Source organism: Antricoccus suffuscus (genome assembly GCF_003003235.1).
In the GTDB taxonomy this organism is placed as follows: domain Bacteria; phylum Actinomycetota; class Actinomycetes; order Mycobacteriales; family Antricoccaceae; genus Antricoccus; species Antricoccus suffuscus.
In genome coordinates this window covers 14,377-36,180 of sequence record NZ_PVUE01000017.1, presented here as the reverse complement: position 1 = coordinate 36,180, position 21,804 = coordinate 14,377, and the positions used below count along the sequence as shown (strand labels likewise).

The 21,804-nt window shown below is 65.7% G+C and carries 19 protein-coding genes; 16 read left to right on the top strand and 3 right to left on the bottom strand.

What is annotated here, in order from left to right; translation table 11 throughout:
* Positions 1 to 38: 38 nt before the first annotated feature.
* From fabG to CLV47_RS16815, 16 genes are all read left to right on the top strand, one after another.
* The gene (fabG, locus tag CLV47_RS16890) at positions 39 to 797 is read left to right on the top strand and encodes a 3-oxoacyl-ACP reductase FabG (protein WP_106350250.1); all 759 of its coding nucleotides are present in this window, start codon (positions 39 to 41) and stop codon (positions 795 to 797) included.
* A 59-nt stretch (positions 798 to 856) separates the two neighbouring features.
* The gene (locus CLV47_RS16885; protein WP_146135415.1) at positions 857 to 2,296 is read left to right on the top strand and encodes an MFS transporter; all 1,440 of its coding nucleotides are present in this window, start codon (positions 857 to 859) and stop codon (positions 2,294 to 2,296) included.
* Between the two features lie 69 nt (positions 2,297 to 2,365).
* On the top strand, positions 2,366 to 4,297 hold the full coding sequence (locus CLV47_RS16880) for a TIGR03960 family B12-binding radical SAM protein (RefSeq protein WP_106350247.1): 1,932 nt from the start codon (positions 2,366 to 2,368) through the stop codon (positions 4,295 to 4,297).
* A complete protein-coding gene (locus tag CLV47_RS16875) occupies positions 4,294 to 5,037 on the top strand; it encodes a TIGR03936 family radical SAM-associated protein (RefSeq protein WP_106350245.1) in 744 nt (247 codons plus the stop codon). The genes CLV47_RS16880 and CLV47_RS16875 overlap by 4 nt, the downstream gene beginning before the upstream one ends.
* A 155-nt stretch (positions 5,038 to 5,192) precedes the next feature.
* Entirely contained in the window at positions 5,193 to 8,180 is a 2,988-nt protein-coding gene (locus CLV47_RS16870) for an Rne/Rng family ribonuclease (RefSeq protein ID WP_238145483.1), read from the top strand.
* Between the two features lie 64 nt (positions 8,181 to 8,244).
* Positions 8,245 to 8,682 (top strand): 50S ribosomal protein L21, encoded by a 438-nt coding sequence (rplU, locus tag CLV47_RS16865; protein ID WP_272946806.1) that lies wholly within the window; start codon positions 8,245 to 8,247, stop codon positions 8,680 to 8,682.
* Positions 8,683 to 8,690: 8 nt separating this feature from the next.
* Entirely contained in the window at positions 8,691 to 8,954 is a 264-nt protein-coding gene (gene rpmA / locus CLV47_RS16860) for a 50S ribosomal protein L27 (protein ID WP_106350242.1), read from the top strand.
* Positions 8,955 to 9,057: 103 nt separating this feature from the next.
* Positions 9,058 to 10,524, top strand: a complete 1,467-nt coding sequence (gene obgE, locus CLV47_RS16855) for a GTPase ObgE (RefSeq protein WP_106350240.1) — start codon at positions 9,058 to 9,060, stop codon at positions 10,522 to 10,524.
* Between the two features lie 4 nt (positions 10,525 to 10,528).
* Positions 10,529 to 11,659 (top strand): glutamate 5-kinase, encoded by a 1,131-nt coding sequence (gene proB / locus CLV47_RS16850; RefSeq protein WP_106350347.1) that lies wholly within the window; start codon positions 10,529 to 10,531, stop codon positions 11,657 to 11,659.
* A gap of 25 nt (positions 11,660 to 11,684) precedes the next feature.
* A complete protein-coding gene (locus tag CLV47_RS16845) occupies positions 11,685 to 12,962 on the top strand; it encodes a glutamate-5-semialdehyde dehydrogenase (RefSeq protein WP_106350239.1) in 1,278 nt (425 codons plus the stop codon).
* A gap of 79 nt (positions 12,963 to 13,041) precedes the next feature.
* Positions 13,042 to 13,968, top strand: coding sequence for an AAA family ATPase (locus CLV47_RS16840; protein WP_106350345.1), 927 nt, complete (start codon positions 13,042 to 13,044; stop codon positions 13,966 to 13,968).
* A 2-nt stretch (positions 13,969 to 13,970) separates the two neighbouring features.
* Positions 13,971 to 15,422: a vWA domain-containing protein gene (locus tag CLV47_RS16835; RefSeq protein WP_106350237.1), complete on the top strand. Its 1,452-nt coding sequence runs from the start codon at positions 13,971 to 13,973 to the stop codon at positions 15,420 to 15,422.
* On the top strand, positions 15,419 to 16,009 hold the full coding sequence (nadD, locus tag CLV47_RS16830; RefSeq protein ID WP_238145482.1) for a nicotinate-nucleotide adenylyltransferase: 591 nt from the start codon (positions 15,419 to 15,421) through the stop codon (positions 16,007 to 16,009). The genes CLV47_RS16835 and nadD overlap by 4 nt, the downstream gene beginning before the upstream one ends.
* 42 nt (positions 16,010 to 16,051) lie before the next feature.
* On the top strand, positions 16,052 to 16,438 hold the full coding sequence (rsfS, locus tag CLV47_RS16825) for a ribosome silencing factor (RefSeq protein WP_106350235.1): 387 nt from the start codon (positions 16,052 to 16,054) through the stop codon (positions 16,436 to 16,438).
* Positions 16,435 to 17,133: a histidine phosphatase family protein gene (locus tag CLV47_RS16820; RefSeq protein ID WP_202862650.1), complete on the top strand. Its 699-nt coding sequence runs from the start codon at positions 16,435 to 16,437 to the stop codon at positions 17,131 to 17,133. Before rsfS ends, CLV47_RS16820 begins: the two co-directional genes overlap by 4 nt.
* A 43-nt stretch (positions 17,134 to 17,176) precedes the next feature.
* On the top strand, positions 17,177 to 18,082 hold the full coding sequence (locus CLV47_RS16815; RefSeq protein WP_106350234.1) for a DegV family protein: 906 nt from the start codon (positions 17,177 to 17,179) through the stop codon (positions 18,080 to 18,082).
* Here the strand turns inward: CLV47_RS16815 and CLV47_RS16810 are convergent.
* From CLV47_RS16810 to CLV47_RS16800, 3 genes are read right to left on the bottom strand one after another with little or no spacing between them, the layout of a single operon-like run.
* On the bottom strand, positions 18,033 to 19,445 hold the full coding sequence (locus tag CLV47_RS16810; RefSeq protein WP_106350233.1) for a YlbE family protein: 1,413 nt from the start codon (positions 19,443 to 19,445) through the stop codon (positions 18,033 to 18,035). The genes CLV47_RS16815 and CLV47_RS16810 overlap by 50 nt on opposite strands.
* Positions 19,442 to 20,899 (bottom strand): FdrA family protein, encoded by a 1,458-nt coding sequence (locus tag CLV47_RS16805; RefSeq protein WP_106350232.1) that lies wholly within the window; start codon positions 20,897 to 20,899, stop codon positions 19,442 to 19,444. Before CLV47_RS16805 ends, CLV47_RS16810 begins: the two co-directional genes overlap by 4 nt.
* Positions 20,896 to 21,708 (bottom strand): oxamate carbamoyltransferase subunit AllH family protein, encoded by an 813-nt coding sequence (locus tag CLV47_RS16800; RefSeq protein ID WP_146135414.1) that lies wholly within the window; start codon positions 21,706 to 21,708, stop codon positions 20,896 to 20,898. Before CLV47_RS16800 ends, CLV47_RS16805 begins: the two co-directional genes overlap by 4 nt.
* Positions 21,709 to 21,804: the final 96 nt, after the last annotated feature.

Below are 21,804 nucleotides of genomic sequence, written 5' to 3'. Positions count from 1 at the left end.
CGGATTCGAGGTCGCGGACGAGAAATGGAGCAATAGTCATGTCAGAAGACATTCAGAGAGTCGCCTTCGTCACCGGTGGCGCGCAGGGAATTGGCCAGGCAACTGCGGTAAAGCTGGCCCAAGACGGTGCGGCGGTCGCCGTTGTCGACCTCAAGGAAGAGGCCTGCGCTGCCACGGTCGAGCGCATTAGCCTTGCCGGTGGCAAGGCGATCGCGATCGGCGCGGACGTTGCCGACATGGCAGCCGTGCAGGCCGCCGTCGACAAGACCGCCAAGGAGTTCGGGCGACTGGACATCTTGGTCAACAACGCCGGCGTGACCCGCGACAACCTGCTGTTCAAGATGACCGAACAGGACTGGGACACCGTCATGGGCGTCCACCTCCGCGGCGCGTTCAACACCTGCAAGTCCGCGCAGAAGTACATGGTCGAGCAGAAGTACGGCAAGATCGTCAACCTGTCGAGCCGTTCGGCCCTCGGCAACCGCGGCCAGGCCAACTACTCGACCGCGAAGGCCGGCCTACAAGGCTTCACCGCGACGCTCGCTATCGAACTCGGCCCGTTCAACATCAACGTCAACGCCATCGCGCCGGGCTACATCGCGACTCCGATGACCGACGCCACCGCGCAGCGCGTCGGTGCCGACGTCAGTGACTACCAGAAGGCCGCCGCGGAGCGCACCCCGCTGCGTCGTGTCGGTCAGCCCGAGGACATCGCCAACGTCGTGGCATTCCTGGCCAGTGACGCCTCCGGATTCGTGACGGGCCAGACGCTCTATGTCACCGGTGGTCCTCGCTGATAAAGCGCACCAAGTCGACTCCGGTCGCCGCCCGCGCCGAGCGTTCCTACGCTTGGCGCGTGGTGGCGATTACGTCTTCATCCATGCTGGTCGGCGGGTTTAACCAGAGCAGCCTTAACGTTGCACTGCCGGAGATCGCCCACGACTTGTCGGCGAGCGCCGACCAGGCGACCTGGATCCTGCTCGGCTACATGCTCGCGAGCACCGGCCTTATCGTCATCTTCGGTCGACTGTCGGACATGCTGTCGCGGCGTCGGATGTTTGCGTCGGGGATGCTGTTGTTCACCCTCGCCAGCCTGGCGGTCGGATTCGGCACGTCGGCGTGGGTCGTCATCGTGCTGCGCGCACTCAGCGGTGTCGGCGCGGCCATGATGTGGTCGACGAGTGGCGCCCTGCTTACCTCGTCGTTGCCGCGGATGATGCTTGGGCAGGGGATGGGCATCTATTACGCCGCCTCGTCCGTCGCGCAGCTGATCGGGCCCGTTGTCGGCGGCGTGATCACCGACACCCTCGGATGGCGCTGGCTGTTTTGGGTCAACGTCCCGGTCGCCGCGGTCGCGACGTACTTCGCGTTCACGATGCTTCGCAAAGAGGAGCGCCCGGCGCGGACCGGAAGATTCGACATCGGCGGCGCCGTCACCGGATTCGCCGTACTCGGATCGGTCGTCACCACCCTCAGCGCGGTGAGCGGTCACGGATGGACCAATCCGACCGTACTGATCGGGCTCCTGCTGATCGTATTAATACTGCCGGTGTTCATCTTCCGTGAGCGACGTGCGTCGGCGCCGCTGCTCGATCTCGGTTTGTTCCGTGAGCGGCTCTTTGCTTGGGCGTCGCTCGCGTCGTTCATGAACCAGTTTGTCCGATTCGGACTGCTGCTGTTCATCGCCCTGATTTACCAGACTCTGTACGGATTCTCGCCGACGCAAGCGGGCCTGCTCGTCCTGCCGATCGCGATCGGCACCCTGCTGTCCTCGCCGTGGGCCGGTGCCCTCGAACGACGGGTACGCAGCGCGGTGATCAGCGGAGTCGGTGCCGGGCTGTCGCTGGTCGGCGTGGCGCTGTGCGCGACGATGATCTGGCTCCCGCACTGGTATCTGGTTGTCGCGCTCGGCGGCTTCATTTCGGGCTTCGGCGGTGGCATGGTCATCACGGCCAACACGTCGGCGATTATGCGCCAGGCGCCGTCCGACAGTCTCGGCAGCGTGAGTTCGGTCCGAGTGATGATCCAGTCCCTTGGCGTTGCCTTCGGCACTGCGGGCGTACTGACGGCGGTGGCGGCGTTCTTGCCGCCGGCCGGAAAGGCTGCTGTTTACGCCGGACACAACGGGGTTCTGTCCGCGACGGCCCGCGACGGCCTGAGCTACGGGGTCCCGCTTACGCTCGGCCTGCTCGCGATGGCCTCGGTGGCGACGATTTATGCGTCGCGACTGGCTTATCGCGGATTTACCGACGACCTGCATCTCGGCGCCGAACCGAAGGTCGTCACGGCCGCCTAAGGCCCGCCGGCCTAGTTTGATCCACGGGATGGCGCCAAGCGACGGCGAAGCGGATACCCTGGACCCGTTATGACTGTCGAATCCTTATTCCCACGCCTCGAGCCGCTGCTGCCGATGGTGCAAAAGCCGATCCAGTACGTCGGCGGTGAACCCAACTCCACCGTTAAGGACTGGGACAGCGTCGACGTGCGTTGGGCACTCATGTACCCCGATGCGTACGAGGTCGGAGCGCCCAACCAGGGCGTGATGATCCTCTACGAAATCCTCAACGAGCGACCAGACGCGCTGGCCGAGCGCACCTATGCGGTATGGCCGGACCTCGCAGCGCTTATGCGCGAGGAGGGCATTCCGCAATTCACCGTCGACGGGCACCGTCCGGTGCACGAGTTCGATCTACTTGGCGTGTCGTTCGCGACCGAGCTTGGCTACACCAACTTGCTCGAAGCGCTCGACCTGGCCCAGATTCCGCTGAAGTCGGCGGACCGCGGAATCGAGCACCCGATCGTGATCGCCGGTGGCCACGCGGCCTTCAACCCGGAGCCGATCTCGGACTTCATCGACGCCGCCGTACTCGGGGATGGCGAGCAGGTCGTCGGCGACATCACCGACGCTGTGTCCCGCTGGAAGAGCGGGGGACAGGTCGGCGGGCGAGAGCAGTTGCTCGCCGATATCGCTGCGATCTCGGGCGTCTATGTGCCGCGGTTCTATGACGTGACCTATGCCGACAACGGTCAGATCGCCGCTGTGCAGGCAAATCGAGACGGCGTACCGGACAAGATCGACAAACGTACGACGATGAACCTCGACGAATGGCCTTATCCAAAGAAGCCACTCGTCCCGCTTGCCGAGTCCGTGCATGAGCGGATGAGCGTGGAGATCTTCCGCGGCTGCACTCGTGGCTGTCGTTTCTGCCAGGCCGGGATGATCACCCGTCCAGTGCGCGAGCGGTCGATCACCGGCATCGGCGAGATGGTTGAAGCAGGGTTAAAGGCCACCGGTTTCGAGGAAGTCGGACTGCTCAGCCTGTCCAGCGCCGACCACTCGGAGATCGCGGACGTCGCCAAGGGTCTGGCCGACCGCTATGAAGGCACCAAGACTTCGCTGTCCTTGCCGTCTACCCGTGTCGACGCATTCAATGTCACCCTCGCCAACGAACTTTCCCGTAACGGCAGGCGTTCTGGACTCACCTTCGCCCCCGAAGGGGGCAGCGAACGGATTCGCAAGGTCATCAACAAGATGGTCTCGCAGGAGGACCTGATCCAGACGGTGACAACGGCGTACGCCAACGGCTGGCGTCAGGTGAAGCTCTACTTCATGTGCGGCCTGCCGACCGAAACCGATGACGACGTCCTCGAGATCGCCGACATGGCAAAGGAAGTCATCCGGGCCGGCCGCGAGGCTGCAGGACGTAACGACATTCGGTGCACCGTGTCGATCGGCGGTTTCGTGCCGAAACCGCACACGCCGTTCCAGTGGGCCTCGCAGGCTTCGGCGCAGACTATCGACGAGCGTCTGGCCAAACTGCGCAAGGCGATTTCTGATGATAAGAACCTCGGCAAGTCGATCGGCTTTCGCTACCACGACGGCAAACCCTCCGAGGTCGAAGGTTTGCTCTCGCGCGGCGACAGGCGTGTCGGCGCGGTCATCCAGCGCGTATGGGAAGAGGGCGGCAAGTTCGACGGCTGGAGTGAGCACTTTTCGCACGAACGGTGGACGCGGTGCGCGAGTGAGGCGCTCGCGCCGTACGGCGTGGACCTCGAGTGGTACACGGTGCGTGAACGTGACGAGTTCGAGATCCTGCCTTGGGACCACCTCGACTCAGGCCTGGACAAGCAGTGGCTCTGGGACGACTGGCTCGACGCGCTCGACGAGACCGAGCTAGACGACTGCCGCTGGACGCCCTGCTACGACTGCGGAGTGTGCCCGGGGATGGGTACCGACATCCAGATAGGTCCCACCGGCAAGAAGCTGCTGCCGTTGACCGTAGTAGGGCAGGGATGAGCGGTCCGCGCAAGCCACGTAAACCGCGTACTCCCGAAGGACCGCCGCCACCGCCGGTAGTGCAACGGCTCTGGATCCGTTACACCAAGACCGGCCGCCTGAGGTTTATGTCGCATCGCGACTTCACCCGCACCTTCGAACGCGCGATTCGCCGCGCCGCGCTGCCGGTCGGATTCTCGGCCGGGTTTACGCCGCATCCGAAGATCTCGTGGGTCGGCGCCGCGCCGACGACGGTTGCCAGTGAAGCGGAGTACGTCGAGATCGGGCTTACTGAGGCCCGTGACCCTCGGGTCGTGCGAGAGTCCCTCAACGACGCCCTGCCGGCGGACCTCGACATCGTCGAGTGCGTGGTCGCGACCGGTAAATCGCTGGCCGACAAGATCGACGCGTCGTACTGGCGGTTCACCTTCCCGGGGGTCGAGGCGCCGACATTGCAAGCGGCCGTCGACACCTTCCTGGCCACGGAGACAGTCACGATCGAGCGAGTCACACAGGGTGGCCGCAAACTCGTCGACGTAAGGTCGCCAATCGCCGACGTGACCGTTTCCGCGGGCGATTCTGGCGACTGTGCCATAATGAGCGCGGTGGTACGACAGTCCATTCCCGTCGTACGACCGGATGACGTATACGCCGCGTTGCGTGATGTCGCAGGACTTGCACCGCCCGTACTTCCTACGGCGCTTCGGCTGCAGCAAGGGTCCCTCGATTCCACCGGCCGGCTCGTCGATCCGCTCGCCTAAAGGCACGAAGCGGGCAACGGCCTCGTCATTCGCATCGCGTGAGACGCATGTACCCGCGTCCTTGCGATGGCCCACCAGACTTTCGCGAGTCGGCATGGAACGACATGCAGGCACGCACGACATGCGCCGATGCATGCGCCCGAAGAGGGTACGGCTTGACCGCCGTACCCGGCCGCGCATTGGAGCCGAAGGAGCTTCACCCGATGCTCGACCACGAGCCGACAAACGGCGAACCGAATCCTGCACCTGCCTCGAGCTCAGACACCGCCGGGGCCGAGGAGAACGCGCCGGTGAAAGCGCCGCGCAAGGTCGCCGCCAAACGGGCGCCCCGCAAGTCGACCAAGGCGGCGGCGAAGACTGCCGCGGCAAAGGCGGCACCAGCCGACGAGCCGGCGCAGGCCGACCCGACCGCCGAGGCAAAACCCAAACGCCGGACGACAAAGAAGGCCGCTTCACCAGCCGTCGAGGCGCAGACGACCGAGCCGCAGACCATCGATGCAGGGGGAGCCGAAACCTCCGAGGCGCCGCCGAAGAAGGCCGCTAAGCGTACGCGCAAAGCCACCCAGCTCACGCTGTCGCATCAGGCCGCGGATGCGCCGACCACGGAGGAAGCGCCCCGCGTGCCGGCCTTGAGCGCACCGGCCGCCGCGCCGCCGATAGCGCTGTTTGTCGCGCCCGAGGACGTTCCGACGGTCGCCCGCAAGAAGCCGGCCAGGGCGGCCAAAAAGGACCAGGGCGACGCTCAGCAGGACAACGGCTCGCACGACAACAGGTCCGGCAATACTGACCAACAAAGTGCTGACAAGCAGCCCGAGGACAGGCCGAGCGGCAACACCCAGAACGCGGAGCAGTCGAAGGCCGAGAAGCCGAAGAACGGTCAAGACGACACGTCAGATTCGGACAACGACGACGGGTCCCGTCGCCGGCGTCGTGGGCGCCGCGGCCGCGGTAAGGGTCGCGACGACGAGACGAACGGTGAGGATCCGGGCTCGAGCGAGAGTTCGGCGAAAGAGCAGTCCGACGAGTCCGGCACAGACTCATCGAAGCAAGAGTCGCGCCAACAGGACTCGGCCCGCAATGAGCAGGACACGGACAAATCCGGTTCTGGCAGGTCGGAGAATGGAAAGTCGGAAGGCTCATCGGAGGACTCCTCCGATGATGAAGGAAGCGGCACGCGGCGCAGGCGCCGTCGTCGGCGGCGCGGCGACGACTCTGACGACAGCAGCAGCGGCGACAACGGCGGCGGTCGTTCGGTCGTCTCGGCGCGGTCCAATGACTCCAACAAGGTGCGCGGCGTCAGTGGCTCGGTGCGCCTTGAGGCTAAGCGCCAGCGACGTCGGGAAGGTCGCGACGCGGGTCGTCGTCGCGCCCCGATCTTGACCGAGGCCGAGTTCCTGGCCCGCCGCGAGGCGGTGACCCGCTCGATGATCGTGCGCCAGTCCGGCGAACGCATCCAGATTGCGGTGCTGGAGGACGACGTACTCGTCGAGCATTACGTCACGCTCGCCAGCGAGCAGTCGTTCGCCGGCGGGATTTACTACGGTCGCGTGCAAAACGTGCTGCCCAGCATGGAAGCGGCCTTTATCGATATCGGTAAGAAGCGCAACGCCGTGTTGTACGCCGGCGAGGTCAACTGGGACGCCGCTGGGCTCGAGGGCAAGCAACGCACGATCGAGCACGCGCTCAGCTCCGGTGACAAGGTCCTCGTGCAGGTCACTAAGGACCCGATCGGTCACAAAGGTGCCCGACTGACTAGCCAGATCTCGTTGCCAGGTCGCTACCTGGTCTACGTGCCAGGCGGTTCGATGACCGGGATCAGTCGCAAGCTTCCGGAAGGTGAGCGGCACCGTCTCAAGGACATCCTGCGCAAGATCGTGCCGGACGGCGCGGGAGTCATCGTGCGTACGGCCGCGGAAGGCGCGACCGAGGAAGAGCTGACCCGCGATGTCAACCGCCTCATGGCGCAGTGGGAAGTAATCGAGAAGAAGGTCGCCAATAACTCGACACCCGCCCCCTCGGTGCTCCACGAGGAGCCGGACCTGGCGATCCGGGTCGTGCGGGACCTGTTCAACGAGGACTTCGAGTCGATGGTCGTCGCCGGCGACGATGCCTGGGACACGATCTCGGCGTACATCAACCACGTTGCTCCGGATCTGTCGCCACGGCTGTCGAAGTACGTCGGCGCCGGCGAGGTCTTCCACGACCACCGCATTGACGAACAGCTGTCGAAGGCACTCGACCGCAAGGTCTGGCTGCCGAGCGGCGGCTCGCTGGTGATCGACCACACCGAGGCCATGACTGTCATCGATGTCAATACCGGCAAGTTCACCGGAAGCGGCGGCAACCTCGAGCAGACCGTCACGAAGAACAACCTCGAGGCGGCTGAGGAGGTCGTCCGTCAGCTCAGGCTGCGTGATGTCGGCGGCATTGTCGTAATCGACTTCATCGACATGCTACTGGAGAGCAACCGGGACCTGGTACTGCGCCGCCTCACCGAGTGCCTTGGCCGAGACCGCACGAAACACCAGGTCGCAGAGGTCACCTCGCTCGGCCTGGTGCAGATGACTCGCAAGCGGGTCGGGCAGGGCCTGCTCGATGCCTTCAGTGAGCCGTGCGAGCACTGCGGCGGGCGCGGGGTCGTCGTACACGCCGAGCCGGTCGACAAGAGCCACCTGGACAAGTCTGGTGACAACGACAAGTCGCGCGGTGGATCGGACAACAACAAGTCGCGTGGTGGATCGGACAACAACAAGTCCCGACGCGGGCGAGACCGTTCACGTAACAAGTCTGACGACAAACAGGCGACTCAGTCCGAACCCGAGGCAGAGCCCAAGCACGATGCGTCGGCGCTGATCTCCGAGATCGCCAATGCCTCGAAGCGCAAACCCGACGCGAACGCGACTCCGCCCGCAGGAGAGATCGTGCAAACCGACTCGGTCGCCGAGACCCCGCAGGCTACCGAGACCGTGCAGACCACCGAGACCCCGCGGGTCGCCGAGACCGTGCAGGTCACCGAGACCGCGCAGGGCGAACCGACTGTCGAGGCGTCCAGCGAACAGGCTGCCGAACCGCTCAAGCCGACCCCGCGTCGGCGTCGTGCGGCTCGTCGCCCGGCGGGATCGCCACACGTGGCCGCGGACTAGGGGCGTGGGCTGCGCGTACTGAGTCTCATTGCACAGCCGCCCCGATTGACCAGGGTGGGGTGCATTGCGATATCCTTACTTGTCGCGCCAGAAGTTTCTGGCACTACCAATTCTGTTCATAGCGGATCATCGCCGTACCTATTCGGCAGCCGTAACCGAGAAGACCAGTTATATACAGGGAGTTGCCGTGTACGCCGTAGTCAAGACTGGCGGCAAGCAATATCGCGTTGCCGAGGGTGACGTGTTCGAAGTTGAGAAGTTGGCAGGAGCGCCCGGAGACGAGATCTCGTTTCCCGCACTGCTGCTCGTCAACGACGGCACCGTAACCGCGGACGCGAAGTCGCTTGAAAAAGTCGCCGTCAAGGCAGAGGTCGTTGACCACGCCAAGGGCCCGAAGATCAAGATCATGAAATACAAGAACAAGACCGGTTACAAGAAGCGTCAGGGCCACCGTCAGCCGCTGACCATTGTCAAGGTCACCGGCATCACCAGCGGGAAGTAGGACACCTCATGGCACACAAAAAAGGCGCATCGTCCTCGCGGAACGGTCGCGATTCCAACGCACAGCGGCTTGGTGTCAAGCGCTTCGGTGGCCAGGTCGTCAAGGCCGGCGAGATCATCGTTCGCCAGCGTGGCACCCACTTCCACCCGGGCGACAACGTCGGCCGTGGCGGCGATGACACGCTGTTCGCGCTGACCGCCGGCGCAGTCGAGTTCGGCAGCCGTCGTGGTCGCAAGCAGATCAGCATCGTCGAGCAGACGGTCGCCAGCTAACCGCACCACAGATTTCACCAGCGAGGGCGTCGGACCAGATGGTCCCGCGCCCTCGCTGCATTTAGCTCAACGGGCAGTCCCAACAGAATCCGGGAGGTAGGACGTGGCAACGTTCATCGATCGCGTCGTACTTCACGTCGCAGGCGGCAACGGCGGGCACGGGTGTGTGTCGGTTCATCGTGAGAAGTTCAAACCGCTCGGCGGCCCGGACGGCGGGAACGGTGGCAACGGCGGTGATGTCACGCTCGTGGTCGATGCAAATGTGCACACGCTGCTGGATTTCCACTACCGCCCGCATCAGCGAGCCGGCAACGCGAAGCCTGGTATGGGCGACCACCGCAACGGCGCCAACGGCGAGTCGCTCACGTTGCGGGTACCCCCCGGGACGGTTGTGAGCACGCCTGAGGGTGAGCCGCTGGCGGACCTGACCATGGTCGGTCACGAGTTCGTGATCGCGCCGGGCGGCCGCGGCGGCCTCGGCAATGCCGCGCTCGCCTCATCGCGCCGCAAAGCGCCTGGATTCGCCTTGCTCGGTGAGGCCGGCGACGAGGTCAGCGTCGTACTCGAGCTGAAGTCCGTCGCCGACGTCGGCCTTGTTGGGTTCCCAAGCGCCGGCAAGTCATCGTTAATCAGCGTGATCTCGGCGGCCCGGCCCAAGATCGCCGACTATCCGTTCACCACCCTGGTGCCCAACCTCGGCGTCGTACAAGCCGGCGAGCACGTCTACACCGTCGCCGACGTTCCCGGTCTCATCCCCGGCGCCTCGCAAGGCAAGGGCCTCGGGCTGGAATTCCTCCGGCACGTCGAGCGCACCTCCGTGCTGGTACACGTCGTGGACTGCGCGACCTACGAACCCGGACGCGATCCGCTGTCGGACATCGACGCGCTGACCCACGAACTTGACGAGTACGGCGACCTTTCGGCCCGCGCCTCGATGGTGGTCCTGACCAAGGTCGACGTACCCGACGCGCGGGAGATCGCCGACATGGTGCGCCCTCAGCTCGAAGAGCGTGGCTTCACAGTATTCGCGATCTCGGCGGTGACTCACGAGGGACTCGAACCGTTGAAGTTCGCGCTCGGTGAGGCCGTTGTCGCCCATCGGATCGCCAACCCACCCGAGGAAGCGGCGCGCATCATCATCCGTCCCAAGGCCGTCGGCGAGAACGGATTCACCGTCGAACCAGACCCCGAGACCGAAGGTTTCGTCGTACGCGGCGTCAAACCCGAACGCTGGATCAAGCAGACGGACTTCCAGAACGACGAAGCGGTCGGTTTCTTGGCCGACCGGCTCGCGAAGCTCGGCGTCGAGTCCGCGCTGGCTAAAGCGGGTGCCGTCGCCGGGTGCGACGTCACCATTGGCGGCGTGACCTTCGGCTGGGACCCAACCGCCGACTCGATCGCGGGGGACACCGGCGTCGTCGCGTTCGGCCACCGGGGCACAGACCCTCGGCTCGAATCGGCGGCCGACCAGCGGCCGCGCGCGGAGGAGCGTCGCGCCGCGAAACGTGCGCGGCGCCAACCGTTCGAGCTCGAAGACCTCGATGCCGACGGCCCGACGGTCAACGGCTGAGTCGATGGCTAGCGCACATCAGGCCCTCGGCGACGCCCGCCGCGTCGTTGTCAAAGTCGGCTCGTCATCGCTCACCATGCCCAGCGGCCGGCCCGGAAAATCCCGCGCCACGGGCCTCGACCGCACCCGCATTGATCTGCTGGTCGATGCTCTGGTCGGCGCCGTCAAGGATGGCCGCGACATCGTGCTCGTCTCCTCCGGCGCGATCGCGGCGGGACTGGAGCCCCTTCGTCTCGGCGCCCGGCCCCGGGACCTGGCGACCCAGCAGGCCGCGGCGAGTGTCGGGCAGATGCTGCTGGTGCACGCGTACGCCGAGTCGTTCGGCCGGCACGGTCTGCACGTCGGCCAGGTACTGCTCACCGCCGACGATCTGCAGCGGCGCACGCACTACCGCAACGCACAGCGCAACCTCGACCGACTGCTTAACCTCGGCGTCATACCGATTGTCAACGAAAACGACGCGGTCGCTACCGACGAGATCCGGTTTGGGGACAACGACCGGCTCGCGGCACTCACCGCGCACCTGGTCAACGCGGGCGGCATGATTCTGCTCTCCGACGTCGACGGGGTGTACGACGCTAATCCCAACCGCGGTTCGGCGAACCTGATCGCGGAGATCACTGATGAAGCGATGCTGCAGGCGGTGGATACCAAGGGCGCATCGAGCGCCGGGGTCGGCACCGGCGGCATGGCCACGAAGCTTGACTCTGCTCGGATCGCTTCAGGCGCCGGCGTTTCGGTCATCATCACTTCGATGGACAACGCCGCCGACGCCCTCGCCGGCCGGACCGTCGGCACATTCGTACACAAACGTGGAAAACGACCGCCGCAGCGCCGTTTCTGGCTGCGCTGGGCATCGGTGCCCAAGGGTTACCTCACGCTGGACGACGGTGCTGTCCGGGCCGTCGTGAAGGGGCGCAAGTCGCTGTTGCCCGCCGGGGTCACCGGTGTGGCGGGATCGTTTGCCGCCGGCGACGCGATTGAACTGCGGGACCTACAGGGTGTCGCGGTCGCTCGCGGCCTGTCGTCGTACGACGCCGGCGAGATCCCCGCGCTGCTGGGCAAACAGATCGCCGACCTCGACGCGGACCACCAACGCGAGCTCATCCACCGCGATGACATTGCCCTGCTCTGACAGTGGGCGTGAAAGGATCGATGTTATGACAGAGGTAGTGGGCGCCACCGAACTTGTCAACGACCTGGCCAAGCGTTCCGGTCAGGCGGCCGCCGCGCTGGCGTTGCTCTCGCGCGCCGACAAGGATGCCGCCCTCCACGCGATGGCGGACGCGCTCGTCGCCGCGTCTGCGCAGATCCTCGCGGCCAACGCCGAAGACGTACGACGCGGCCGAGAGTCCGGCACAAGTGATGCGTTGATCGACCGACTACAGCTGACCGACGCGCGGATCGGCGCGATCGCCGACCAATTGCGCAACGTGGCTGGGCTGCCAGACCCGATCGGCGAGGTTGTGCGCGGCTACACAATGCCTAACGGCGTACGCGTGCAGCAGATCCGGGTGCCGATGGGCGTCGTCGGAATCATTTATGAAGGCCGCCCCAACGTGACGGTCGACGGCGCTGGGCTGTGCCTCAAGAGCGGCAATGCGGTGTTGCTGCGCGGATCGGCCTCAGCGGCGGCGTCCAATGCCGCCCTGGTCAGCGTCCTGCGCGACACCCTCAACGGGTGCGGGCTGCCGGCCGATGCAATCCAGGGAGTCCCGGCCGACGACCGTTCCACGGTGACCGCGCTCCTGCACGCCCGCGGACTGGTCGACGTCGTCATTCCGCGCGGCGGTGCCGGCCTGATCCAGCACGTCGTCAACAACGCGAGTGTTCCGGTGATCGAGACCGGCGTCGGCAACGTGCACGTCTACGTCGACGAGAGTGCCGACCAGCAGATGGCGTTGGAGATCCTGCGCAACAGCAAGGTACGCCGTCCGAGCGTGTGCAACGCGGCCGAGACGCTGCTGGTGCACCGGTCGGTCAGCGCCGAATTCCTGCCCAAGGCCGCGAAGGTGCTGCAGGACGAGGGCGTCGTCCTGCACGGCGACGACGACACTCGTCGGATCGTGGGGGACAGCGTCGTACCCGCCACCGACGAAGACTGGGACACCGAATACCTCTCGCTGGACCTCGCGGTCGGCGTGGTGGATTCGCTCGACGCCGCGGTCGCGCACATCCGCGCTCACGGCACCGGTCACACCGAGGCGATCGTGACCTCGAACATCGACGCGGCGCGCCGGTTCACTCGGCAAGTCGACGCTGCCGCGGTCATGGTCAATGTGTCCACCGCATTTACCGACGGCGGCGAGTTCGGGTTCGGCGCGGAGATCGGCATCTCGACTCAAAAACTGCACGCCAGGGGTCCGATGGCGCTGCCCGAGCTGACCACGACGACCTACCTGGTGCAGGGCGAGGGGCAGATTCGCGGCGTCTCGTAGGCGCGCTGTCAAGATGCGTAAAAGTGAGGTTTGGCATTAGGGGTCTGCAAACCGAATCCCATTCGGTAGTGTGCGATACGTGACTACAAACTCATCCGCTAAGGCTTCAAACGCTCCGGTCGTCCCGCACCGGCCACACTTCTCGTCCGTTGACGAAGTGCTCGCCAAGCTGGGAGAGCAGGGTTACCTTGCCGACCGCGCGACCGCGACGACCGTTTATCTCGCCGATCACCTGGGCAAACCGCTCCTGGTTGAGGGTCCCGCCGGGGTCGGCAAGACTGAGCTCGCCAAGGCGATCAACGGCGCGATCGACGCCGACATCGTGCGCTTGCAGTGCTACGAAGGTCTCGACGAGGCCCGCGCGCTCTACGAATGGAACTACAAGAAGCAACTGCTACGCATCCAACAGGGCAATGCGACCGCAGCCGCTTCCGGCGAGACGTGGGAAGACGCCAGCGACGACATCTTCGGCGAAGAGTTCCTCCTGTCGCGTCCGCTGCTGACCGCAATCCGGCGTACCGACCCGACCGTGCTGCTGATCGACGAGATCGACAAGTCCGACGTCGAGGTCGAAGGCCTGCTGCTTGAGATTCTCAGTGACTTCCAGGTCACGATCCCCGAGATGGGCACGATCCATGCGGACCGCCGCCCGTTCGTGCTGCTGACCTCCAACGCCACCCGCGAGCTGTCCGAGGCGCTCAAGCGGCGTTGTCTCTACCTCCACCTGGATTATCCGGGTCCCGAGCGCGAGCGCGACATCATCATCTCCCGGGTGCCCGACGTTGCACCGGCGCTCGCAGAGCAAATCGTGCGGACGGCCCGCGCACTGCGCGCGATGGAGCTGAAGAAGTCGCCGTCGATCGCCGAGACGATTGACTGGGCCCAGACCCTCCTCGCGCTCGGCATCAACACCCTCGACGAGGAAGCGGTCAAGACCACGCTCGGCGTCGTACTCAAACACGCCAGCGACGCGGCCAAGGCCGCCGGCGAACTGAAGCTGAACTAGCCATGACCACGCAGGCGCCGGACGCAACCGTGGCAACGGGTGGACTCCTCAGCCACCTCACCGGATTCGTAGACGCATTACGCGGCACCGGAATCCCGGTGGGCATCGGCGAGTGCATCGACACCGCAACGGTGTTCAACACCGTCGACGTACTACGCCGCGAAGACCTTCGCGAGGGTCTGGCGGCGGTCTGCGTCAAGCGGCCGTCGTACCGGCTCGCCTTCGACACCATGTTTGACCTGTGGTGGCCGCTGGCGGTCGGGGACGGCACCGCGATCGGCTCCGGCGACGGTGAGGGTGGCGAAGGCGACCCGGACAACCCCGAGTTGCCGACCAACGCCGACGGCGAGGCCGACATCGAAGCGTGGCGCAAGATGCTCGCCGATGCGTTGCTCAATGGCGATACCGACCTGCTGCGCCGAATCGCGCGCAACGCCGTCTCGGCGCTGGGCAAGGGCGCCGCGGGTGGTGGGCGCGAGTCCTACTACAGCTACCGCGTGATGCGTGCGTTGTCCCCGGACACGCTTGTATCTCAACTGCTCGCCGGTTTGCTCAAGGGCGCCGACAAGGGTGGCATGCAAGAAGCTGTCGCCCGCCAGACCATTCGTGACCGGCTCGCCGAGTTTCGCCGTCTGGTCGACGCCGAGGTACGTCGCCGCGTCGCCGAGGATCGCGGCAAGGACAATGTCGCAAAGTCGACGGTCCGCCCGATGGCCGACCAGGTCGACTTTCTGCGCGCCCAGTCGGACGACCTCGCCGAGCTACGCCGTACCGTCCATCCTCTTGCGCGTCGTCTTGCCTCTCGGCTTGCGGCTCGGCGTCGTCTCGGGCGCTCCGGTCGGCTGGACTTCCGGCGTACGGTCCGCGCCTCGCTTGCCACTGGCGGCATCCCGATCAACACGTACCACAAGCCGCGCAAGCAGCACAAACCCGAACTCGTCGTCCTGTGCGACGTCTCTGGTTCGGTTGCCGGCTTCTCGCATTTCACGCTGATGCTGACCTCAGCGCTGCGCGAGCAATTCTCCAAGGTGCGCGCGTTCGCCTTCGTTGACACCACCGACGAGGTGACCGAGTTCTTCACCCCCGGTGCCGACCTGCCCACCGCTGTACAACGGATCGGGCGCGAGGCCAACCTCGTCTGGTTCGACGGCCACAGCGACTACGGCCATTCGTTCGAGGCCTTCGAGGAAAAATGGCCTGAAGCGGTGGGGCCCAAGACCTCCCTGTTGATCCTGGGCGATGCGCGCAGCAACTATCGTGACCCGAGTCTGGCCACGTTGCGCACGATCGTCGGCCGGTCCCGGCACGCCTACTGGCTCAACCCAGAGGCGCAGCGGATGTGGGGCAGCGGTGACTCCGTCGCCGACCGGTACGCCGACGTCATCGACATGCAGGAATGCCGAAACGCGGCGCAGCTCGCCGAGTTTGTGCACAACATCCTCCCGGGCGCGTGAGCCCAGCCCGTATAGGCATCATGGGCGGCACGTTCGACCCGGTGCACAACGGCCACCTTGTCGCCGCCAGCGAGGTAGGAACCCTGTTCGGGTTGGACGAGGTGATCTTCGTGCCGACCGGCGAGCCCTGGCAGAAGGTTGATCGCCAGGTGAGCCCCGCGGAGGATCGCTACTTGATGACGGTCATCGCGACCGCGTCCAACCCGCGATTTTCCGTGAGCCGGGCGGACATCGACCGCGGCGGTGCGACGTACACGATCGACACGCTGCGCGATCTGCACCGCACCTATCCGGACGCGGAGCTGTTCTTCATCACCGGCGCGGACGCCCTTCAGCAGATCCTGAGCTGGAAGAACGCGGCAGACATGTTCGAGCTCGCCCACTTCATCGGGGTCACCCGTCCGGGCTACGTGCTCGACGACGACGGACTACCCGACGGCGCGGTGACCCTTGTCGAAGTTCCGGCGTTGGCGATCTCTTCGTCGGACTGCCGGGAACGCCGAGGCCGCGGAATGCCGGTCTGGTATCTCGTGCCCGATGGGGTAGTGCAGTACATCGAGAAGCGCAAGCTCTATCGGCGCGCGTAACCTGTATACGACACCCACGCCCTTGAGGAGTACGCCGTAATCGTGAGCGCCACCCAGAAGTCCATTGACCTCGCTACCACCGCCGCCACCGCGGCCGCGGACAAGCTCGGCACCGACATCGTGATCATCGACGTCAGTGAACAGCTGGTCATCACCGACTGCTTCGTCATCGTCTCGGCCAGCAATGAGCGGCAGGTCAAATCGATTGTCGACGCAATCGAAGAGCGACTGCTCAAGGACAAGGTCAAGCCGGTACGCCGCGAAGGCGCCCGGGAAGGCCGGTGGGTGCTGTTGGACTACGTTGACATCGTCGTACACGTGCAGCACACCGAGGAGCGCGTCTTCTACGACCTCGCGCGGCTTTGGAAAGACTGCCCCGAAATCCCATTCGAGGATCCAGCGCGGGCGGCCGCGGACTCGGCCGAGTGAGCATCGAACGGCTTATCCTGTGGCGGCACGGACTCACTGACTGGAACTCGGCCGGCCGGTTTCAGGGGCAGCAGGATGTCCCGCTCGCGCCGAAAGGCATCCGGCAGGCGGCCGAGGCCGCGCCGTACCTCGCGGCCGAACAACCTACCGCGATCTATTCTTCGGACCTGTCTCGAGCGATGCAGACCGCCGCAGCCTTGGCCGAGTTGACCGGCATGCAAATCCACGCAGACCGACGTTTACGTGAGACGTCGCTAGGCCGCTGGGAGGGGCTCGACCGCGCCGAAGTCGCCGCACGGTTCCCGGATGAGTTGGCCGCATGGCAACGCGGCGACGAGGTCCACCGTGGTGACGGTGAGAGCGCACCCGAGGTGGCAGACCGAGCGGCCGAGCTGCTCGCCGAGATCGTCGACCAGTACGACGGCACCGTCGTGCTGGTGGCGCACGGAGGCACGCACAAGGCGCTGCTGGCACGGGTCCTCGGGCTGCCCGAGGAGCACTGGATGCAGCTGTCACCGCTCGCTAACTGTCGCTGGAGCGAGCTGCGCCGCGGCGCCGACCGCTCGTGGCGGCTACACGGACACAACATCGGCCCGCTCGCCGCGCTCGAAGAGGAGTCGACGCCCAACGTCGACTCGGACGAGACGCTCTCCACCGAACGACCCCAGCCAGCGCCCGTTCCGCACCACCGCTGATCCGTGACGCGCTAATCGCGCTGGAATGCCCTAGGTTGGAGCCATGACCAATGGCACCGCTGTCGTGACGGACTCGACGTCGTACATCCCGCAGGCGCTGCTTGCCGAGCACCCGGTCTCGATCGTGCCGCTGCATGTCGTGCTCGGTGATCGCAGCGGGCAGGAGGGCGGCGAGATTACTCCGCAGGACGTCGCGACGGCATTGCGCGACAAGAGCATCGCGGTCTCTACCTCGCGGCCCACGCCAGAGGACTTCCTGAGCGTCTATTACCGGCTGCTCGACGAAGGCGCAAGTGACATCGTCAGCGTGCATATCTCCTCCGAGTTGTCGGGCACGTTCGACAGCGCGCGTACGGCGGCCGCCGAATGCAACGAGAAGCGTCCGCAGGGCCGGGTCCACGTCGTCGACTCCCGCATCACCTGCATGGCCATGGGTCAGGCCGCACTTGCCGCGAAGCGAGCGGCGGAGGCTGGCATCGAGGCCGACGAGATCGTGCGGTTGGTCAATTGGATCGCCGAAGAGTCGACCAATTTGTTCTACGTGGACACTCTTGAATACTTACGTCGCGGCGGTCGGATCGGCGCGGCACAAGCGTTGTTGGGTACGGCGCTCGCGGTTAAACCATTGCTGCACCTGTCCGAAGGCCGGATCATGCCGCTGGAAAAGGTTCGCACGTCGAGCCGAGCAATCGCCCGGCTCAAGGCCCTTGCTCTGGTCGATGCGGCAAAGCGTGACAATCAGGTGCAGATCGCGGTGCAGCATCTCGCGGCCGCCGACCGCGCCGAGTCGTTAGCCGCAGACTTGGCAAAGGCATTGCCTGCCGATACGTCAATCGTGGTCGGCGAGGTGGGCGCAGTCGTCGGCGCGCACGTAGGCCCCGGACTGCTTGGTATCGCGCTTACGCCGTTGACGGACGCGCTGCCGCCAGCGCCGCAACGGCATCTGTAAAGCACTTCTCGGGCGGGGTGACCAGTCCGGCGCCGACCTGGCCGGTACCGGCGAGCGCACCGGCCATTCCGGTGTTGATCTGCGGCAAGATCCCGGTCCGTGCAACCGCGAGAGCGTCTATGCCACACGGAATCCCGCGAAACTCGAGGATCGGGATCGAGTACATCGGATGCTCGCCGAGGGTGATCTCGTACATTTTCCGGGACGTGGTGAGCGCGAAGTTGACGTCGCCGCCGACAAGCCGCACGATCGCCGGCGCAGTCGCCATCGAGAATCCACCGACGCCGATCGTCTCGGTGATTGCAGAGTCGCCGATATCCGGGTTGGCGTCGTCGGGGCCGTACTGCCCGAGGAATAGGCCTTCGGGTTTGTTGGCGGGTCCGGTAAACCACTGGTCTCCCGTGCCGGAGCACTGGATCCCGAAGTCGGTACCATTGCGCGCCATCGCCACGACCAGGCTCGACCCGGGTACGCCGCGACCGGCATCCATTGCGAGTTTGGCGGTCGGCATCACGAGGTTGAGGAAGAAGTGGTCGTTTCCACCGACGAACCGGCAGACCTCAGCGAGGTCACGCGCCGGCACGCCGCTGGCGACAAGGTGGGGAAGTAAGTCGCGCAGTAACATCAGCGTACCCGCGCGATTGCGGTTGTGGCCTTCGTCGCCCATCTGCAACATTTGCGCGAGAATCGTTGCACAGTCGACGGTTTTCGCCGCACGCACGGCAGTCTGGAGTGCGGGGCCGAGGACCGTGCTCATCCACGTAAGCCGGTCGATGACCTCTGGGCCGTAGGCGCCGTAGCGCAGCACCTTGCCCAAACCCTCGTTGAGCGAGCAGTACGCCGTACCCCCGTGCACCGGGTCGCGCAGTTCGAACACCCACATAGACGGGGAGATGACCCCGGCCATCGGTCCGACCGCGTCGTGATGGTGGCAGGAGTCGAGTTCGACGTTGTCGCCGGCGAGGGCCCGTTCGGCATCTTCCGCGTTTGCAGCAAGGCCTTCGAAGATCATCGCGCCGATGAGCGCACCGCGCATCGGACCGGATGCGCGGTCCCACGTGATCGGTGGGCCAGCGTGCAGAAACTGCCCCGGTTTCAGACCCAGCGCCTCGGATGCGGGCCGCACGTCGACCAGTTCTGAACGGGCCGTGAGTACCCGGTCGAGTGCCTGCTGATTGGCCGCGTGCCGCCGCGGATCACTTGTCACAGAGGCGATGTGGGCCGAATCGGCAAATCGCGGTGGCGCCCAGTCGACAACCGTGAGCGGCACTGCTTGACCGTGCAGAGCCTCATCGAAAATCGCGGCGCCGGCGCTCACGATGACAGGTTCGTCGCGCAGAAACGAATAACTCGGATCGGTCATGCGACAGTCCCTTCGGCGACGAGGTCGACCGCGCGGGCTGTCGCCTGCGCGTTGGAGAGATAGACCTCCGCGCCCGCGTCGGCGAGTGCCTCGGCGGTGCGCGACCAGTGTTGTGGATCGGCTTCGGTGCCGATGAGTGAGACGATGACTGGCTTGCCCGCGGCGCGAAGCGCAGGCGCCAACGTGGCGGCCGGATCGGGATCGGCGACGTGCCCGAGTACGACGTCCAGCAGGATCACCGCACACGATGGATCGGCAGCGTCCATGGCGATCCGCTCGAGCCGGATGCTGGGGTCAATCATCGGGTGCGGTCGGCCGCGGGTGAGCTCGTCGTCGCCGTAGTCGATGACCACGTGTGTGCTGGCGCGTTCGTTCGGACCGATGAGCAGCCCGGGCGACAAGGGAATGTTGGAGCGCACCTCGCCGAGCCGCGACGACGCGATGACCATCGCCTCGTCGGCCAGGGTGCCGCCGCTATAGATGCCACTGAGACGTCCGGCGCGCGGTTGCTGCTCGCGGACACCAACAGCCGGCCACTTAGGTGACGTGCCGTGACGCGACTGCACGAGAGAGCTGACCGTGTCGGACATCGTGGGCTGACCAGGACCCAGGACGCAGAACGTTACGCGCGTGGAGAGTCGCTCGGCGACCGCGCGGACGGCATGGGTGACCTCGGCCGGTGCGGGTTTGGACACGACGATGATGTCCGTCGTACCCGGGTCGGCATCGAGTGCGCTGAGGGCCTGGATCGTGGAGCGGCCGGCGACCTCCGCCCGGAGGTCGCGTCCGCCGACGCCGATCAGCTGACTAATACCGATGCCGGCGTGGTCCAGTAGGCAGGCGAGCTGCTGCGCGCCTGTGCCTGAAGCGGCCACGATGCCAACGTCGCCACGTCGTACGACGTTGGCGAAGCCCAGCGCAACCCCGCCCACGATGGCCGTGCCGCAGTCCGGACCCATCACCAGTAGACCGCGCTGCGCGGCTAGTTCTTTGAGCAGTACCTCGTGCGCGATAGGCACGTTGTCGCTGAAGATCATCACGCTGCGGCCTGCCTCGAGCGCGTCGAGAGCCTCGGGCAGCACGTGGGCGCCCGGCACGGACAGCAACACCAGGGTGGCCTCGTCGGCGCGGCGCAACGCCGCACCGACCGTGTGCGCCGGCACTTCGAGGCTGCTCGCCGCGACCGACGGGGACGAGGCCATCGCGCCTTCCATCTCGGTCAACGCGGTCTCAAGAACGTCGTCGCCGCAGCGGATCGCGATCAACAGGTCGGCCGGCTCGGCCGCATCTAGACCCGTGAATCCCATCTGCCGCGCCAGGTCGAGGTTGAGCTCGGTCGCCATCGCAATGATTGCCGCCTCGACCCCCGCGACGGCGGCGACGTGCTTGCTGACCTGAAGCAGCGCGACCGAGTCGCGGTACACGCCGCTGCGGATCTCTACGTGCTCGCTCACGCGGCATCTCCTTGGTTGAGGTGGATCAGGCTGCTGCTCGCGTGCGCGCCAAGCGCGACGCCATAGGCGAGCCCGGCACCGCTCGTGTGCCCATGCAGAAGCACTTCGTGCACAGTTCGCGCCCACGCCGCATCGTCATCGCTGACCCGTGTCAGCAGCGCGAGAGTTGGCGCCGAATGAGCTCCCGCGGCGGCCGCCTCCAGTAGCCGCGCGGACAGCCACGTCGTGCGCGCGGTCAAGGCCGCGACCTGAGCGCCGAACGTCCCAAACGCGTCATGGCGAAAGCTGTGTAAGGCGCCGAGTACCCCGGCGAGTACGTCGTCGGCGGTCGGCGTCAGGCCGGTACCGAGCCCGACTAAATATCGCAGCAGCGACGGGTCCTCGATCGACGCGGCGCACAGCCGTAACGCGCTAGCCGGCAGATCGAGCAGCGGCGCCGTCTGCGCGCCGAGCGCGGCATACCGGGTGAGGAACGGCGGCGTGAGGCTCGAGGGTGGCGCCGGAGAGCGGGTGTATCTACCCGGCCGCACCGTGACGTGGCCGAGTGTGAGGATGCCGTCGCCGATCCGCGCGTCGGAAACTCGCGCCGGCATCGTCACGTCGTCGGACGTCACCGGCAGCACCGCAGAGAACGGCATGGCCGCCGCGTCCCGGGTGCACAGCGCCAGTGGCTCGCCAGCCTCAGTTTCTAGGTATATGGCATATCGAAACGACATAACGACACGCAGTGGCTGCACGGCAGATTCCCACAGCGGCCGGGTGCGCTCCGGCGCGGCGCACCGTAGCGAGGTCTGCATCGTCTTCGCCATGTCCGTGACGGTAACGACGTCGGCGCCCAAGGTGTATATCGAAAGTTGCCAACCAACGGCGCAAAGTGCAACATGTGTCGTCGAAAGGAGTATTCA

Coding starts and splice junctions, on each gene's coding strand:
- fabG (WP_106350250.1), top strand. CDS start 39: ATGTCAGAAGACATTCAGAGAGTCGCCTTCGTCACCGGTGGCGCGCAG.
- CLV47_RS16880 (WP_106350247.1), top strand. CDS start 2,366: ATGACTGTCGAATCCTTATTCCCACGCCTCGAGCCGCTGCTGCCGATG.
- CLV47_RS16875 (WP_106350245.1), top strand. CDS start 4,294: ATGAGCGGTCCGCGCAAGCCACGTAAACCGCGTACTCCCGAAGGACCG.
- rpmA (WP_106350242.1), top strand. CDS start 8,691: ATGGCACACAAAAAAGGCGCATCGTCCTCGCGGAACGGTCGCGATTCC.
- proB (WP_106350347.1), top strand. CDS start 10,529: ATGGCTAGCGCACATCAGGCCCTCGGCGACGCCCGCCGCGTCGTTGTC.
- CLV47_RS16845 (WP_106350239.1), top strand. CDS start 11,685: ATGACAGAGGTAGTGGGCGCCACCGAACTTGTCAACGACCTGGCCAAG.
- CLV47_RS16835 (WP_106350237.1), top strand. CDS start 13,971: ATGACCACGCAGGCGCCGGACGCAACCGTGGCAACGGGTGGACTCCTC.
- CLV47_RS16815 (WP_106350234.1), top strand. CDS start 17,177: ATGACCAATGGCACCGCTGTCGTGACGGACTCGACGTCGTACATCCCG.
- CLV47_RS16810 (WP_106350233.1), bottom strand. CDS start 19,445: ATGACCGATCCGAGTTATTCGTTTCTGCGCGACGAACCTGTCATCGTG.
- CLV47_RS16800 (WP_146135414.1), bottom strand. CDS start 21,708: ATGGCGAAGACGATGCAGACCTCGCTACGGTGCGCCGCGCCGGAGCGC.